The organism is Stomatobaculum sp. (assembly GCF_057248925.1).
Genome location: NZ_DBHIHF010000001.1, coordinates 110349 through 127085 on the forward strand (window position 1 = coordinate 110349; position 16737 = coordinate 127085).

Genomic DNA, 16737 nt, shown 5'->3' on the forward strand with positions numbered 1-16737 from the left:
TGCGTCTGTCTGCTGCGCTGCGTCTGCCTGCTGTGCCGCAAGGCTCTCGGCGCGCATCCGGAGGGAAGCCTCCTGCATCTCCTGATAGAGCGCCTCATAGCGCTTTGTGACGCGCCGCTGGAAGCGCTGTTCATAGTTCTTTTCAAAGCGCCGGAAGAAGACGAGCGCCAGGAGCGACAGGAAACTCACAAAGGCACCGAGTTTCAGCCCCTCCGGGAAATATCGGAAATGAATGTGGTGCTGTCCGCTCGGGACGCGGAACGCGAGAAAGGCATCCATGGCCTTCTCGGTCTTGACCGGCTTCCTGTCCACATAGACTGTCCAGCCCTTGTCATAGGGGATGCTCGTAAAGAGCAGGGACGGCCCCTCCGCCTCGACCTCTGCGTTGATTGTGTTGTCCGTATAACTGTCTATCTGCATCCCGTGCTTCAGCATGGCCTGTCGGAGTTCTTTCAGTGCGTCGAAATCAAAGCGGTACACGACGACCGAGGGCTCGGGCTTATCGTCGGAAATCTCCGAAAAGTTCAGAATTTCGCCCGCCTTCCGGTAACCGAGTTCCATCAGATAGCGGCGTTTCAGATTGTCGAAGGTCTTGTCTTTGTCGTCCGACGAAAACTTGATCTTATTTGCCTTCGCATTGGTCGCAAAGGCAAAGTAGAGGCCGTCCTGCTCCACTGTCATGCTCTCCTGACTGCCGTTCGGCTTGGTGTCGTACGCAATCAGCACAGGCGACGTATTGAACAGGTTGCAGAGATCGTTCTGCACATCGGCGGGATTCTCAAAGGTGCGGCTCCAACTGTCCGTGAAGTCGTGCTCTGCCACAAACCCGAGCGGCAGCGTGTCAGGGTTTTTGACGAGCACAGTTGAGCCGGAGCGCCCTGCCTCTTCTTGGCTCTTATCGTACGTTTCGTCCGAGACAAAGCCGTACCCGACATCCAGCAGCGCATCGACGAGCGGCGTGGAACCGGTGATCGAATAGGCGTTGACCGACGCCTCGCAGCCGACCGAGCGCAGGAAGTCCGTGAGCGACTTATCGGCGGTCGAGCTAAAGAGTGAGACCGAGTGGAAGTTCAAGAAAGCGCCGTCGTCCTTACTCTTCCGCTCGTACTTTTTGAAGCGCACAAACGGCGTCTCGGGAACCGATTTTTTCAGCAGCTGAATATCCGCATTGTCCGCAGTATATTCGGTGCGGCTCGTCGTCGGTATGCTCGTATAGGCGAGATTCAGCGTCGACTCCAGCGTGACCAGAAGGAGCAATATGCAAAAATAGTACTCCCTCGCAAACTGTCCCGTCGCATAGGAGCGGAAAATGAGCCCGTAGAGCGCCGCGAGCAGAAACGCGAGATAAAAGACCCAGAAATGAAAATGTTCTTCCGTGACCAGTTTTTCGGCAAACAGAATAAAGAGCACCACTGCCGCAAAACTCAGGAAAATTTCGCGCGGCGAAAAACGCGGAAAGTGCTCCAGGGCCTGAAACGAGAGATAGAGCACGAGGAAACAAAAGATAAAGCTCTGTCTCGCAGGGAGCGAATTCGGGTAGTGGAAGCCGTGCCAGATGTAGTTCAGCACATTGACCGAAAAACTCGCAAAGAAAAAGAGCAGGAACAGCGCATAACCCACGCGCTGCTTAATCGGCACTTCGCGGCTTGTAAAGTACAGGAGCAAAAGCTGTAGCGTGAAAATACCGCAGTAAATGTTCGGCCAGTGGTCAAGGCCGATCTCGCACTCCACAAACGGGAGCTGACGCGCCATCATGTCGACAATCGAGAAGTAACTCTCAAAGGTCTTCGGGAAGTTCATCTCGCCCGAGGCCGTTAAACGCAGCGCAAAAATCTCCGGCAGGAGCACCACCGCCGCGAGCCCCGCCGCGATCAGCGAGGCGATTGCAAAGCGAAGCGCTGCCTTTCCGGTTTCCGCCGGGCCGAGTTCCGCCGTGACTGCCTGAAAGACCGCATAAAAAACCAAGAACAGGCAGATCATGATGGATATATAGTAGTTCGAGAGAATACTCAGACCGAGGCAGAGAATGTACTTCATCGAGCTCTCGCCCCGCACCATTTCCTCCGTGCCGAGCAGTATCAGCGGGAACAGCACGATGCAGTCGAGCCACATGACATTCCAGGAATAGGCTGCCATATAGGCCGAAAAGGCATAGAGGATACCGAAAATCGGTGCAAAAAGTCCGTCCCGGCGGCTGTGGCGCAGCAGATAGTAGGTCATGCTGACCGAGGAGAGCGCTGTCTTTATCACAATCAGAAGCGTCACGAACTCAATCACATAGCGCTTCGGAAACAGCACCACGAACCAGTTTAGGGGACTCGCAAGGTAGTAGGCGTAGATTGCCGTGAAGTTTACCCCGAGGCCGATGTCCCAGCTGTACAGGAGGCTGCCGCCGTGCTGTAACTTGTACTGGAATTCGGAGAAAAAGGGCGCGTACTGGTGGTAGAGGTCGGTGCGAAGAAAGCTCTCCTCGCCGAACGGGAAGATGCCGCGTTGCACAAACAGGCAGAGCAACGCAAAAAGCGGCACAAAAAAGGAAAGGAGTAAAATCCTCCTACGAGAACGTCTCTGTTTCATCGTCATCGGCCGTTTTAACTCCTTCCCAAAATACTACGGATTCTTACCGGGCTGTGCGCCCTCCGAAGTCAGCATGGTGCCGTCTTCCAGAATCATATAGCCGTAATAGCCCTCTGTGCGATTGAGCAGCGCCATGCCGGCCTCCTGCCCCAGCGAAAAAACCGTCGTCGAGAGCGCATCGCACTCCGCTGAGCTCGGCCCCACAATGGTCACGGACGTAATGCCGTTCTGATAGGGGTAGCCTGTGCGCGGATTTAAGATATGGTGATAGTGGACGCCGTCAATGTCGAAAAAGCGCTCATAGACGCCCGAGGACACGACAGAGAGTCCGTCGATATCCAGAATTTTGACGACATCGTTCGAGTGCTCTTCCGGTTTCCGGATGGCAATCTGGAAGGGCTTGCCCTTCGCCTTTTCGCCGATACAGAGCACATTGCCGCCGAGGTTGATGATGGCACTCTTGACGCCTTTCTCGACCAGGAAATCCTTCAGGCGGTCGGCAATATATCCCTTTGCCGTGGAGCCCGAGTCAATCTGCGTGACATCATCGCCGAAGTCGATCACATCTCCCTCGATGTGCACGCGTCGATAGTCGACTTTTGCAAGTGCCGCCTGAATCTCTGGCTCGGAAGGCAGCTTGGGCTCGCCGCCCGAAAAGTTCCAGAGCGAACTCAGCGGAAGCACCGTCACATCAAAGGCGCCGTCGGAGAGCTCACTGTAGCGGAGTCCGAGCTTTACCATGTCGAGCATCGCAGGACTCGCCTTCCAAGTTGTGACACCGCTGCCGCGGTGATTCATGCGGTACAGCTCGCTGTCGGTCTTCGTCGGCGAAAACACTTCCTCGTAGTGCTCGAGCAGCTGAAAAGCCTCGTCGAGCACAGTCTCGTCCTGCTTGTCGTAGAGCGAGACCGCAATCACGGTGTCAAAGAGAAAGCCGCTGCGCTCTAGCGGCTTTCGGTTCGTTCGCTCTGCCTGCAGGCGCCAAAGAATTCCGAGTAGCAGCACCGCGATAAGGCAGAGCGCGGCGAGGGATTTCTTTTTCACGGAACCCCCTGTCAGTTCGTCTGGTTATTGTTCCTGAGAATGACATCGTGGCTGCCTCCCTCGACAATCGAGGTCGAGGAGACAACGGTCAGTCTCGCCTTCTCCTGCAGCTCTTCGATGGAAAGCGCACCACAGTTGCACATGGTCGAGCGCACTTTGTAGAGCGTCGTCTGTACGCCCTCCGCGAGTGTGCCCGCATAGGGAACATAGCTGTCCACGCCCTCTTCGAACGAGAGCTTCTGTGCGCCGCCGAGGTCGTAGCGCTGCCAGTTCCGCGCGCGGTTCGAACCCTCGCCCCAGTACTCCTTGACATAGTTGCCGTTGATGCGAAGTTTTGCGGTCGGACTCTCGTCAAAGCGCGCGAAATAGCGACCCAACATCACGAAATCGGCGCCCATCGCGAGTGCCAGCGTGATGTGGTAGTCGTGGACAATGCCGCCGTCCGAGCAAATCGGAACATAGATACCGGTCTGCTTGAAGTAGTCGTCTCTCGCCTTCGCGACTTCGATGACTGCCGTTGCCTGGCCTCTGCCGATGCCCTTGGTCTCGCGGGTGATGCAGATGGAACCGCCGCCGATGCCGATCTTCACGAAATCGGCGCCCGCCTTCGCGAGGAAGAGGAAGCCCTCACGGTCCACAACATTGCCCGCGCCGACCTTGACGCGGTCGCCGTAGTTCGCGCGAATCCAGGAGATGGTTCTCTCCTGCCACTCGGAATAGCCCTCGGAGGAATCGATGCAAAGCACATCGACACCCGCCTCGACCAGAGCCGGGACGCGGGTCTCATAATCGCGCGTGTTGATGCCCGCACCGACCACATAGGACTTGTTCTCGTCGAGAAGCTCGTTCACATTCTCCTTGTGGCTGTCGTAGTCCTTGCGGAACACCATGTACTGAAGTCTGCCCTCGTCGTCGACAAGGGGCAGGGAGTTAATCTTGTTGTCCCAGATAATGTCATTGCAGTCGTGGAGATTTGTGCTCGCCGGCGCCGTGATGAGACGCTCCAGCGGGGTCATGAACTCTTTGACGCTGAGATCCATCGGCATACGAGACAAGCGGTAGTCGCGGCTCGCGACAATACCGAGGAGCTTGCCGTGCGCCGTGCCGTCATCCGTGATGGCGACCGTCGAGTGACCGGTCTCATTCTTCAGCTCAAGCACGTCCGCCAAGGTTGCGGTCGGCGGCAGGTTCGAATCCGAGGTCACAAAGCCCTTCTTGTACTGCTTGACGCGGCGCACCATGTCCGCCTCATCCTCGACGCTCTGGGAGCCGTAAATAAAGGAGACGCCGCCCTGCTTTGCGAGCGCAATCGCAAGCTTATCGCCGGAAACCGACTGCATGATGGCGGAGACCATCGGAATATTCATCTCAACCGGGCACTGCTCCTCGCCCTTCCGGAAACGCACCAGCGGCGTTTTCAGGCTCACAGCGGTCGGAACACACTGTGCGGAGCTGTATCCCGGAACCAGAAGGTACTCTCCGAATGTTCTCGACGGTTCCTCAAAATAGTATGCCATCTCTTTACTCCTTTCAGGCTCTCAGTTCAGACTTGCCACCCATGTAGGGACGAAGTGCTTCAGGAATACGGACCGATCCGTCCGCCTGCAAATTGTTCTCGAGGAATGCAATCAGCATGCGCGGCGGTGCGACGCAGGTGTTATTCAAGGTGTGGGCGAGGTATTTCTTGCCGTCCGCGCCCTTCACGCGGATGCGGAGGCGGCGCGCCTGCGCATCGCCGAGGTTCGAGCAGCTGCCCACCTCAAAATACTTCTTCTGGCGCGGGCTCCAAGCCTCCACGTCACAGCTCTTGACCTTGAGATCCGCAAGATCGCCGGAGCAGCACTCGAGCGTTCTGACCGGAATATCGAGGCTGCGGAAGAAATCCACGGTGTTCTGCCAGAGCTTGTTATACCAGTCCATCGACTCTTCCGGCTTGCAGATGACAATCATCTCCTGCTTCTCGAACTGGTGAATGCGGTACACACCGCGCTCTTCGATGCCGTGTGCGCCCTTCTCCTTGCGGAAACAGGGGGAATAGGAAGTCAGCGTGTAGGGGAGCTTTGCCTCGTCGTTCACGCTGTCAATAAAGCGCCCGATCATCGAGTGCTCGCTCGTGCCGATCAGATAGAGATCCTCGCCCTCGATTTTATACATCATCGCGTCCATCTCGGGGAAGCTCATCACGCCGGTCACGACATCGGAGTGGATCATGTAGGGCGGAATCACATAGGTGAAGCCGCGGTCAATCATAAAGTCGCGCGCGTAGCTCAGCACCGCCGAGTGCAGTCTCGCAATGTCGCCGAGCAGGTAGTAGAAGCCGTTGCCCGCGACTTTGCCGGCTGCCTCTAAGTCAATGCCGTGCAGGCGCTCCATGATATCCGTGTGGTAGGGAATCTCAAAATCCGGCACCACCGGCTCGCCGTAGCGCTGAATTTCGACATTGCAGGAATCGTCTTTGCCGATCGGAACCGACGGATCCATGATCTGCGGGATGGTCAGCATAATCTCCCGGATTCTGGCCGTGATTTCCGCCTCTCTCGGCTCGAGTGCCGCGAGGCGCTCGTTAATCTTTGCGACTTCTTCTTTCGCCTTCTCGGCCTCGTCCTTCTTGCCCTGTCCCATCAGAGCGCCGATGCTCTTTGAGATTTTATTCCGGTCGCTGCGAAGCTGATCGGCCTCCGCCTGGGTCTTGCGGCTCTCCTCATCGAGCGCAATGACTTCGTCCACCAGCGGGAGCTTCTGCTCCTGAAACTTCTTCCGAATATTCTCCTTCACCGCCTCCGGGTTTTCCCTCAGAAACCGAATATCAATCATTCCTACTCCTCCTAAGCGCTTGTCCGCCCGCAAAAAAGATTTAACCGATTATACACCGAAAACGAAAACAAGACAAGCAGGGGCACTGACCCCGCTTGTCTCTGTCTCTCAGTGAAACAAAATACCCAACAGACCGTAAGAGACAATTGCCATAATAAAGGTCGCAAGCAATACGCCGAGCGAAATTGCGAGCATCGCTTTTTTAAAGTCCATCTCCATTAAACTGGCGACCAGGGCGCCTGTCCAACCACCGGTTCCGGGCAGCGGTATTCCGACAAAGAGCAAAAGCCCCCAGAACTCACCGCGCTTTAAACCTGCCGACTTATTTTTGGCGCGCTTTTCGAGCCACTCGACAAAGGGGCGCGTCATCGAAAAACGGCGCATAAAATTCAGAATACGACGCATAAAAAGCAGCACGAACGGAATTGGGAGTATGTTCCCGACAATGACCAGTGGTATTGCCTTCAGCAGGTTTACCTTGAGGATAGACGCCAGCAATAATCCGCCTCTGCATTCCAGTATGGGCAAAAGGGAAACGATAAAGGTGACGGCCTCCGCCGATATTCTGCTTCCTACGGTTGTCGCAAACCAGTTTACGACCTGATCCATTTAGACTCCTCTCTGTCACAACTCTCAATCAGGAGGAGTCCCGCCGCAGGGTCTCCCGAGAGTTCCAGTTCCGCACTGTCGGCACTGATTTCATTGCTCACGGTCAGCGTCGGCGCTGTTGCATCGCTCAGCGAAAAGTCAGTGAGCGGATAGCGCACGCCTCTCAGTTTCTTGATTTCCACGGTTCCGCCGATCGGGAAAAAGCCGAGATACTTTCCCCACTGCCTGTCCCGCCGAAGTGAAAAATGCCGTTCGGCTGCCAAAACGCAGCGGATGCGGTTCTGCTCATCCAGCAAGTACAGCGACACGCCTCTTTTTTTGTAGGCATAGCAGAGACGCATATTGGCAAGGCTGTGATCTGCCCTGCCGCCGAGTGCGCCGAGCACATAAATTTCCGTGCATCCTTTCTCCGCGAGTGTGCCGATTGCAAGCGCCAAATCCGAATCGTCCTTGACCGGATTATGGCGCTGCACTTCTATGTCCGGGTGATTGATATAACGCGCGAGAATCTCTGCCTCAACTGTATCGAAATCCCCGACCAAAAGTGCAGGTCGTAAATCGAGCAGGTCAAAGGTTCTGAGGCCGCCGTCGGCTGCCGCAAACATAAGCGGATTTTCGATTTCCTGCAGAGCACTTATGACCCGCTCCGCGAAATATTTGTCCACATGACCGCTCGCAATTAACAGCGCCCGTTTCATGCCTTTTCTTTTGCCTCCGCCTGTCGGAACGCATCCAGGAAAAAAGCGACATTTTCCGCGATATTTCCTCCGAAAACGGCCGATCCCGCGACAATGTCATCGGCTCCCGCAGCGAGCACTTCCGCGAGTGTTTTCCGGTTCACGCCACCGTCCACCTGAATCGAGAGTTCCGGATGTTTTTGATCTGCGAGTGCCCGCAGTCTGCGAATTTTATCCGTGCAGTAGGGAATGTAGCTCTGCCCGCCGAAGCCCGGATTCACCGACATAAGGAGAACCATGTCGAGTTCCGGCAGAATGTCCTCGACCGCGACAAGCGGTGTCGCCGGATTTAAGGCGACTGCCGCCTTCTTGCCGCAGGCCTTGATGTGCTGTACCGTGCGGTCCAGATGCCGACAGGCCTCGGCGTGCACCGTAATGCCGTCTGCGCCCGCTTCGACAAAGGCGTCGATATAGCGATCCGGTTCCGTCACCATGAGGTGCGCATCCAGAAAGAGATCGGTTTTCTTTCGAATTGATTTAAGAACCGGCATGCCGAAGGAAATGCTCGGCACGAAATCGCCGTCCATAATGTCGCAGTGCAGGGCACGAACCCCCAGGGATTTGAGAAAGTCAATCTGACTGCCGAGTTCCGTAAAATCCGCCGACAAGAGGGACGGTGCCAAACGATATGTCTTCAATATTTTCTCCTCTCTGCGCTCTCTTCTGCCATCTTCCGATAGCTCTCATAGCGGCTCGCCGCAATCTCGCCGCGAGCAACCGCTGCCTTGACGGCACAGTCCGGTTCCGCGCCGTGGTTGCAGCCGGTAAAGCGGCACTGCCCCTCCAAAGCCCGGATTTCCGGAAACGCCTGTTTGAATGCTTCCGTATCGCCCCAAACCTCGACTGCCGTAAAGCCCGGCGTGTCAAGCAGATAGCTGTTCTCGCCAAGGCAAAAGAGCTCCGTGTGGCGTGTGGTCTGCTTGCCGCGCAAATTCTTGCGGCTCAGCTCTCCAGTCTCCATGTTCGCCGCAGGGCAGAGTAAATTCGTGAGAGTCGACTTTCCGACCCCGGAGGGACCGGCGAGCACCGTGGTCTTGCCCGCGAGATGGGCGCGCAGCGTTTCGATGCCGCTGCCGTTTTCGGCACTCACCGAAAAGACCGGATACCCCGCCGTTTCGTAGCGACTTCGGTAGTCCGCGAGTTCCCCTCTGTCCAGATCTTCTTTGGTGAACAGAATCGCCGCCGGTATTTCCTGCAGTTCCATTGTGACCAGATACTGGTCAAGCAGATAGAACTGCGGGTTGGGGGTCCGCACCGCCATCACGACCAATGCCTGATCCACATTGCTGACGGCCGGGCGAATCAGGCGGTTTTTCCGCGGCAACAGGGTTACGATATTTGCCTCCGATTCGCTGGTCTGCGCTGCCTCGACTTCCGCTAAATCGCCGACCAGCGGCTTTTCCCCCCGCTTCCGGAAGAGGCCCCGCGCCTTGCAGGTCAAGACCTCACCGCCGCAGTCTACGAGATAAAATCCGGCAATGCCTTTGATGATTTTTCCCCGCATGGCTTACTGCACCTTGAAGAACTGCACATCGAAGCTCTGCAGTACCTGGCCGTTATCCGTCCGCACGATCTCCACATAGCCCGTGTCCACGCCATAGGCGCCCTCAATGGTGCGGAAGCGGAGCGGCAGAATCGCATCGCCCCGAATGGTGCGCGGTTCCATGAGCGTCCGGTAGACGGTCTGTCCGTTCACATCCTGGCGAAGGCGCACCATGACCGAGACACTGGTTGCACCGGAATCCGGTCCGATCAGATTCGAGAGTGTAAAGTTCGTATCAATCGAGGCGACATAGCGGGACGCGGCCTCGCTCGCCTGTGTGGATTCGACCGCGGTGACCTTCGGACCGTCGCTGAGCACAAGATCCACACTCTTGCCCTTTTCGATTTCCGTTCCGTTGCTCACGCTCTGGCGTATCACCTGTCCCTGCGGCACGGTGTCCGAGTGCTCTTTGGTCACGGTGCCGAGCGTCAGGCCGACTTCGGTGAGCGCCTGTTTTGCGCTGTCCTCCGTGTTGTAGGTAAGATCCGGCATCTTGACCTTCTCCGGTTCCTTGCCGAGGGAAAGTACGATCGTGACGGTATCGCCCTTTTTCACTTTTTCGGGACTTAAGCGCACCACCTTGCCTTTTTCAATCGTGTCGGAGTATTCGCTCTTCTCTTCCACGGAAAAGCCTTTCTCTGTGAGCGCCTTCTTTGCGCTCTCCTCCTCCGTACCGACCAGATTCAGTTCCGAGAGTTCGGTTTCTGCGGTGCCGAGGCTCAGGGTCACATAGACCTTGCTGTATTTCTGTGCCACGGTGCCGGCCTTCGGCTCCTGCTCCATCACGACATCTTTTTCAAACTGATCCGAATTCTTCCGGAGCTGGATGACCAGCGTCAGGTCGTCCGCGCGGAGTTTTTCCTCGGCCTCGTCACTGCTCAGCGCAATCAGATACGGCACATAGGTCTGCTTCTCGCTGAGCGCGGAACTCGATTCGGTCTCGGCACTCTCGCTCTCCGCGACTGTCGGATCTTTCCGGAGCATCCCGGAGAGTATGAGTCCGGCCGCAACTCCGCCGCCGAGTAAGAGCACCAGCAGTACAAAGCCGACGCCCTTAATCAGCTTATTCAGGCGGCGATCTGTCGGCGATGTTTCCTCGTCCTCAGTTTCTTCCTCGCCTCCCGCAGTCTCCTCGCGCGCACTGTCGGCCTGTGACGCGCGTTCTGTGATATCTGCCGCGTGAAACAGGATAGTGTCTCCTCCCGTTCCGTGCGTCTCCTGCACGCGGGGCAACATGTCGCCGCTGTTCCGGGACGCTGCCTCCAGATCCTGAATCAGCTCGGCCGCACTCTGGTAGCGCGCCGCCGGGCGTTTCTCGAGACTCTTTAAAATAATATAGTCGAGTTCTTCCGAAATCTCCGGATTCAGCGAGCGCGGCGACACCGGCTTCTGATTGATTTGCGCGAGCAGCACGGTGACCGCCTCTTCACCGTCAAAGGGCACATGCCCCGTAACCATCTCATAGAGGCAGATGCCGAGCGAGTAGAGATCGCTCCGCGCGTCAGTCGGCTTTCCCTGCGCGTGTTCCGGCGAAATATAGTGCACGGAACCCATGGATTCCTGTGAGAGTGTCTCGGTCGAGGCCGCGCGAGCAATGCCGAAGTCTGCGAGCTTCACCTTGCCGTCGCTCGAAATAATCATGTTCTGCGGCTTCACATCGCGGTGCACAATGCCCTGCCGGTGCACTTCGCCAAGGCCGTTTGCGACCTGAATCGCAATGCCGATGGCCTCTTGCTGCTCGAGCTTACCCTTCTGGCGGATGTACTCCTTCAGCGTGATGCCGTCCACAAATTCCATGACAATGTAGTAGACGCCGTCCGTGTGCTCAACCTCGTAGACATTGACGAGATTCGGATGATTGACCTTGGCGGCCGCCAGCGCTTCCTGCGTAAAGCGGCGGATAAAATCCTCGTTGCCGTTATATTCCTGCTTCAGGACTTTGATGGCGACTGTGCGCTGCAATTTGTGACAGAAAGCGCGATACACTTCCGCCATGCCGCCGGTGCCGATTATGGCTTGAATCTCATAGCGATCCTGCAAATACGAACCTAATCTCAAAATCATTGCGCACCCGCCTCCTCTCTAAGGTCAACCAGAACCACGGAGATGTTGTCCCGCCCGCCTTTCATATTTGCCGCCTGAATCAGCTTTTCGGCCTTTTCTTTCAGCGTGATTGTCTCACAGAGTATTTCCCGAATTTCCGCATCCTCGAGCATATTGGTGAGTCCGTCCGTGCAGAGTAAGAGCAGCGCGAGATTCTCGGCCGGAAGCTCGAACAAATCCATCTGCACCTCCGCGCCGACACCGATGGCCCGCGTGATAATGTTTTTGGACTTCTTATACGCCTCGCTGCCGCGCTGCATTTTCCCCGCGCTCACCATCTCTTCGACATAGGAGTGATCCCGCGTTACCTGGCGGAAGCTGCCGTCCGTAAAGCCGGCATAGCAGCGACTGTCACCGATATTCAGAACGGTTGCGCTCTGCTCTTCCAGAAACGCAGCGACCAGCGTGGAGCCCATGCCCTCGAGTTCCGCATGGCGCCTGGCCTCCGTAAAGAGACTCTCGTTCGCGAGCAAGACCGCGTCCCGAAGCGCCGGGAGCGGTAACTTGCCCTCGCTCTCCCGCACGGCGGAAACCACGCGCGCGGTCAGTGTCTGGGAACAGTAATCGCCCGCGCGGTGGCCGCCCATTCCGTCTGCCACGATATAAAGGTTCGGCAGTGCTCCCACGGGATGATTTTCCGCAAACACAGTATCCTGGTTGGAATCCCGAACCCTTCCCCTGTCTGTCAGTGCGACTGCATTCATCTGCTACTCCTCTTTGGTATCTCCCTGTTCTCTCTTATCCCGGTACCGGCGTCTCAGCTGACCGCAGGCGCCGTCGATATCTCTCCCCATTTCCTTTCGAATTGTGACATTGATGCCGTTCTTTTCGAGCGTATCGCGAAAACGGTGTACCGCCGCGAGACTCGGTTCTTTGAGACTCCGCTCCACAACCGGATTGACCGGAATCAGATTCACATGACCCTTCCGGTGCCGCAAAAGCGCGATCAGCTTCGCGGCCTCCGCAGGCGTGTCGTTGACCCCCGCGACCAGACTGTACTCGAAACTGACGCGCCGCCCGGTCTTTTCGAAATAGTAGGCGCAGGCGTCCAGCACATCACGAAGCGCATAGCGATTTGCAATCGGCATGAGGCGCTGTCTCGTCGCATCATCCGCTGCGTGCAGAGACAGTGCAAGCGTCACCTGCAGCTTTTCGTCGGCAAAGCGCCGTATCTCCGGGACCAGCCCGCAGGTCGATACCGTGATGTTGCGCTGAGAGATATTTAAACCGTCCTTTTCGCTTAAGAGCCGGATAAAACGGACCACATTGTCGTAATTATCCATCGGCTCGCCGCTTCCCATCACGACGACATTCGAGACGCGCTCCCCGATTTTCCGCTCGATTGCATAGACCTGTGCCAGCATTTCTCCGGCGGTCAGATTCCGCGCGAGGCCGTCCACGGTCGATGCACAGAAGCGGCAGCCCATGCGACAGCCCACCTGGGAACTGATGCAAACCGAGTTGCCGTAGTTGTAGCGCATCAAAACGCTCTCAATCATATTGCCGTCCGACAGCGAGAAAAGATACTTCTCCGTGCCGTCGTTCTTTGAGACCTGTACAACCTCCTGCACCAATCCGGGCAGTCTCGCATGTTCTTTTAAGCTTTCGCGGAGACTTTTCGGGAGATTGCTCATCTCGTCAAACCGCTGTGCTTTTTTCTGATGCAGCCAGGAAAAAAGCTGCTTTGCGCGAAAGCCCGGTTCGCCGAGCTCTTTCAGATATGCGCCGAGTTCGCTTTGCGTCAGCGAACAGAGATCCAGTTCCGTTGCCATCTCATTCCGCCTTTCGAAATACGGAGATAAAAAAGCCGTCGGCGGGCAGACGGGACGGTAAAATCTTGACCGCTCCCGCAGGGCAGAGAAGCACCTTCGCGCCGGTGAACGACATCGCCGCAGCGACATCAACCGGCATGAAGTCGTGAAACTTTGCCGCAATCCACGCCGCATTCGCTTCATCTTCCTCTTCCGTCAGCGTACAGGTCGAGTAGAGCAGCCGACCGCCCGGACGGACATAGCGGACTGCATTTTCTAAAAAGCGCCGCTGTAAGTCACAGAGCGAACGAATATCCTCTTCGCGCAGTCTGAGTTTGATGTCCGGCTTTCTGGACAGAACACCGAGTCCCGAGCAGGGCAGGTCCGCAATGACGAGGTCAAATTCGCCCTCCCAGTCCGGACGGAACACGCCCGCATCCGACTGTAGCGGCCGCACACAGCCGGAAAAACCCGTGCGCGCCACGTTCTCTCTCATGCGTTCCACCTTTTGGAGAGAGAGATCCGCGCTGACTATGCTGCCCTCGCCCCGCATGCAATCCGCTGCCGCAAGGCTCTTGCCGCCCGGTGCGGCGCAGAGATCCAGAACCCGCTCACCGGGCTTCGGCTGCGCCGCCTGTACCGCAAGCGAGGAACTCAGATCCTGCACAAAAAACATCCCCGCCGCGAGCTGCCGCCGGATGTGTTCTGTGAGCCCCTCTTCCGCAATAAAACTATCCGGCGCGTACGGAGACTGCGTGAGTCCTTCCGTCACGGCGTCAGGTTCTCCTGCCGCGATATACTTAGTCCGGTTCAGGCGAAGCGTGAGCGGTGCCGGTTCCAGAAAGCGCGCCGCAATTTTCTCGCTCTCTTCTCTGCCGAACTGCGCTGTAAAGCGCTGCGCAAGCCACGGCGGCAGGGCATAGCGGAGAGCAAAGTCAGGACTCCCGTCAAGTTCCGCCCTGATTTCATCCCGCTCACGCGCAAAGCGCCGCACCATAGCATTGACAAAGCCTTTCAGGCCAAAGAGCCCCCGGCGCTCTGTCAGCTTCACGGCCTCATTGACCACAGCGTGCGCCGGAATCCGGCTGAGATATAAAAACTGGTAGAGCGACAGGCGGAGAATGCAGCGAATTACCGGCTTCAGTTTTCGGAACGGCGTCTTAGAGCGCGCCGCAATCAGCCGGTCAAGCTGCGGCAGATACTCGACGCTGCCGTGCACGAGGCGCTCTATGAGAGCTCTCTCTTCCTCCGGCATCCAGGCGAATTTATCCCGCGCAGCCGCAAGCACGACATGCGAGAACTGCCCCTCCTCTGTGATGAGGAGCAGGCAGTCCAAGGCGACACTTCTCGCGTTCGGCGCAGTCATTTGCGCCTTCTTCCGCCGAACAGAATCCAGAGCCGAAGAAGCTGTAAGAGCGAAGACGCCGCGCCCGCCACATAGGTCAGCGCAGCGGCAAACAAAACAGATCTCGCCTGCGACTCCTCGTTGGGCGGCAGAATACGCAATTCACGGAGCTGAATCAACGCTCTGCGGCTCGCATTAAATTCGACCGGCAGCGTGACCAGCTGAAACAGCACGGCAAGGCTGAACGCAAGCAAGCCGAGATTCAAAAGCTGCGGTCCCAGAAAATTTCTGCCGTTGCTGAGCAGAACGCCTATGATGATAATCGGCATGGCGAGCTGAGAACCGAGGTTTGCGAGCGGCACCAGCGCGTGCCGGAAGCGGAGCGGAAAATAGCTCTTGTCATCCTGAATCGCATGGCCGCACTCGTGTGCCGCGACGCCGAGCGCGGCAATACTCCGGGAGTCGTAGATGACTTCCGAGAGATTTACGGTCTTTTTCGCCGGGTCGTAGTGGTCGGTCAACTGTCCGCCGATTGCCTGCACTGTGACATCGTAGATGCCGTTCGCCCGGAGAATCCGCTCCGCGACTTCCCGCCCCGTGAGTCCGGTGCTGCTCTGCACTTTAGCGTAACGCGCAAATGTGCTCTTTAAAAAGGCCTGGGCGCCGAGTGTCAGTCCCACACCTAAGAGTACCAGAAGGTAAGTCCAATCCAATCCGTAGTAGCCGTACATGATACCCTCCTCTCTGTCTTATCCCTTGTTCTCTGCGTCCCGACTGCGCTGTAAGCGGTCTCCCGGCTGCACCTTGGCGCCGCGGAGCCAGTTGGCCGCCGCCATTGCTTTTTTGCCCTCCGGCTGCAGCACGGTGATGCAGAGTGCACCCGCGCCGGTCTGCACAAAAATACCGCGCTCATCCGCCGCGAGTATCTCGCCCGGCATGTTGCCGGATGCCTCTCCGCCTTCCGTTGCCTGTTTGATTTTCAGGAGCTTCCCGTGCAGATAGGTAAAAGTGCCAGGCCACGGGTCAAGTCCGCGAATCAGACGAAGCAGACTCGCCGCATCCCGGGTAAAATCGAGATTTCCCATCTCTTTCCGCAGCATTTTGGCATATGCGGTTGTCGTCTCGCCCTGCTTTTCGGGGACGATGCTGCCCGCCTCGAGGCCCTGTACGGTGTCGAGGATTGCCTCCGCGCCGAGCTTCTCAAGCTTCGCAAACAGACTCCCGCCGGTTTCTTCCGGACTGAGTGGGAGCGGATACTTGCGGAGAATGTCGCCGGTATCCAGTCCCTCGTCCATTAACATGGTCGTGATGCCGCTCTCCCGCTGTCCGTCGATGACAGCCCACTGAATCGGTGCCGCTCCCCGGTAAGCGGGAAGCAGAGACGCGTGAATGTTCACACAGCCGTAGTGCGGCAGTTCGAGAATTTCTTTCGGCAAAATCTGACCGAAGGCGGTCACGACAAAGAGCTCTGCCTTCTGTGCGCGGAGCAGCCCGATAAAGTCCGCATTTCGCGCCCTCTCCGGCTGTGCGACCGGTATTCCGAGGCGAAGCGCGGCTTCCTTGACCGGCGGAAACTGCAGCGCGTGCCCTCGGCCCCGCGGCTTGTCCGGCTGGGTCACAACGAGCACAATCTCGTGTCCCGCCTCATGCAGCGCGACGAGCGGTGCGACGGCAAAATCCGGCGTTCCGAAATAGACAATTCTCATTCCTGCTCCTCTGCCGCCTCTTCTTCCTGCATCGCCTCGAGTTCCTCATTCGTATAGAGCTCCTCGGCGACTTCCGTATAGAGATGTCCGTCCAGATGATCGATTTCATGGCAGAGTGCCCGCGCGAGCAACTCTTCGCCCTCGACGGTGACAGGCTGCATGTCCTCATTCAGCGCTTTGACAATGACATGCATCGGACGCGTCACAATGCCGGTCTTGCCCGGAACGCTGAGGCAGCCTTCATAACCGGTCTGCTCGCCGTCCCGCTCCGTTATCTCGGGATTGATCAGCACATGGAGTTCGCCCTCCTCGCACTCGATGACGACGAGCCGCTTCAGGATGCCGACCTGCGGCGCCGCAAGCCCCACGCCGTTTGCCGCCCGCATGGTCTCCACCATGTCGGCAATCAGCGTCTTTAGATGCGGGGTCATGCTCTGAATCTCCTTGGCCCGCTGATTTAAAATAGGATCACCGATCTCTCTGATTGTACGAAGTGCCACTTGTTCTC

The 16737-nt window shown here is 57.2% G+C and carries 15 protein-coding genes; all 15 read right to left on the reverse strand.

What is annotated here, in order from left to right; all coding sequences use genetic code 11:
* Positions 1 to 2583 (reverse strand): YfhO family protein (locus ACO4XG_RS00360; protein WP_485129625.1); only part of this gene is annotated, 2583 nt, incomplete at its 3' end.
* A 27-nt stretch (positions 2584 to 2610) separates the two neighbouring features.
* Positions 2611 to 3621 (reverse strand): FAD:protein FMN transferase, encoded by a 1011-nt coding sequence (locus tag ACO4XG_RS00365; RefSeq protein ID WP_308507820.1) that lies wholly within the window; start codon positions 3619 to 3621, stop codon positions 2611 to 2613.
* 11 nt (positions 3622 to 3632) lie between these two features.
* Positions 3633 to 5138 carry an IMP dehydrogenase gene (locus tag ACO4XG_RS00370; RefSeq protein ID WP_308507819.1) on the reverse strand — a complete coding sequence of 502 codons (1506 nt, stop codon included), beginning with the start codon at positions 5136 to 5138 and terminating at the stop codon, positions 3633 to 3635.
* Positions 5139 to 5151: 13 nt separating this feature from the next.
* Positions 5152 to 6435 carry a serine--tRNA ligase gene (gene serS, locus ACO4XG_RS00375; RefSeq protein WP_009531993.1) on the reverse strand — a complete coding sequence of 428 codons (1284 nt, stop codon included), beginning with the start codon at positions 6433 to 6435 and terminating at the stop codon, positions 5152 to 5154.
* A gap of 108 nt (positions 6436 to 6543) precedes the next feature.
* Positions 6544 to 7044 carry a COG2426 family protein gene (locus tag ACO4XG_RS00380; RefSeq protein WP_308507818.1) on the reverse strand — a complete coding sequence of 167 codons (501 nt, stop codon included), beginning with the start codon at positions 7042 to 7044 and terminating at the stop codon, positions 6544 to 6546.
* Positions 7029 to 7742, reverse strand: coding sequence for a thiamine diphosphokinase (locus ACO4XG_RS00385; RefSeq protein ID WP_308507817.1), 714 nt, complete (start codon positions 7740 to 7742; stop codon positions 7029 to 7031). The genes ACO4XG_RS00380 and ACO4XG_RS00385 overlap by 16 nt, the downstream gene beginning before the upstream one ends.
* A complete protein-coding gene (gene rpe / locus ACO4XG_RS00390; RefSeq protein ID WP_308507816.1) occupies positions 7739 to 8419 on the reverse strand; it encodes a ribulose-phosphate 3-epimerase in 681 nt (226 codons plus the stop codon). The genes ACO4XG_RS00385 and rpe overlap by 4 nt, the downstream gene beginning before the upstream one ends.
* Positions 8416 to 9285 (reverse strand): ribosome small subunit-dependent GTPase A, encoded by an 870-nt coding sequence (rsgA, locus tag ACO4XG_RS00395; protein WP_308507815.1) that lies wholly within the window; start codon positions 9283 to 9285, stop codon positions 8416 to 8418. The genes rpe and rsgA overlap by 4 nt, the downstream gene beginning before the upstream one ends.
* Before the next feature lie 3 nt (positions 9286 to 9288).
* Positions 9289 to 11388: a Stk1 family PASTA domain-containing Ser/Thr kinase gene (gene pknB, locus ACO4XG_RS00400; RefSeq protein WP_308507814.1), complete on the reverse strand. Its 2100-nt coding sequence runs from the start codon at positions 11386 to 11388 to the stop codon at positions 9289 to 9291.
* On the reverse strand, positions 11385 to 12131 hold the full coding sequence (locus ACO4XG_RS00405) for a Stp1/IreP family PP2C-type Ser/Thr phosphatase (protein WP_308507813.1): 747 nt from the start codon (positions 12129 to 12131) through the stop codon (positions 11385 to 11387). The genes pknB and ACO4XG_RS00405 overlap by 4 nt, the downstream gene beginning before the upstream one ends.
* A gap of 3 nt (positions 12132 to 12134) precedes the next feature.
* On the reverse strand, positions 12135 to 13199 hold the full coding sequence (gene rlmN, locus ACO4XG_RS00410) for a dual-specificity RNA methyltransferase RlmN (RefSeq protein ID WP_308507812.1): 1065 nt from the start codon (positions 13197 to 13199) through the stop codon (positions 12135 to 12137).
* Between the two features lies 1 nt (position 13200).
* Positions 13201 to 14544, reverse strand: coding sequence for a 16S rRNA (cytosine(967)-C(5))-methyltransferase RsmB (rsmB, locus tag ACO4XG_RS00415; protein WP_308507811.1), 1344 nt, complete (start codon positions 14542 to 14544; stop codon positions 13201 to 13203).
* Positions 14541 to 15254, reverse strand: coding sequence for a zinc metallopeptidase (locus ACO4XG_RS00420; protein ID WP_308507810.1), 714 nt, complete (start codon positions 15252 to 15254; stop codon positions 14541 to 14543). The genes rsmB and ACO4XG_RS00420 overlap by 4 nt, the downstream gene beginning before the upstream one ends.
* An 18-nt stretch (positions 15255 to 15272) precedes the next feature.
* Entirely contained in the window at positions 15273 to 16229 is a 957-nt protein-coding gene (gene fmt, locus ACO4XG_RS00425) for a methionyl-tRNA formyltransferase (protein ID WP_308507809.1), read from the reverse strand.
* Positions 16226 to 16729, reverse strand: a complete 504-nt coding sequence (def, locus tag ACO4XG_RS00430) for a peptide deformylase (RefSeq protein ID WP_308507808.1) — start codon at positions 16727 to 16729, stop codon at positions 16226 to 16228. The genes fmt and def overlap by 4 nt, the downstream gene beginning before the upstream one ends.
* Positions 16730 to 16737: the final 8 nt, after the last annotated feature.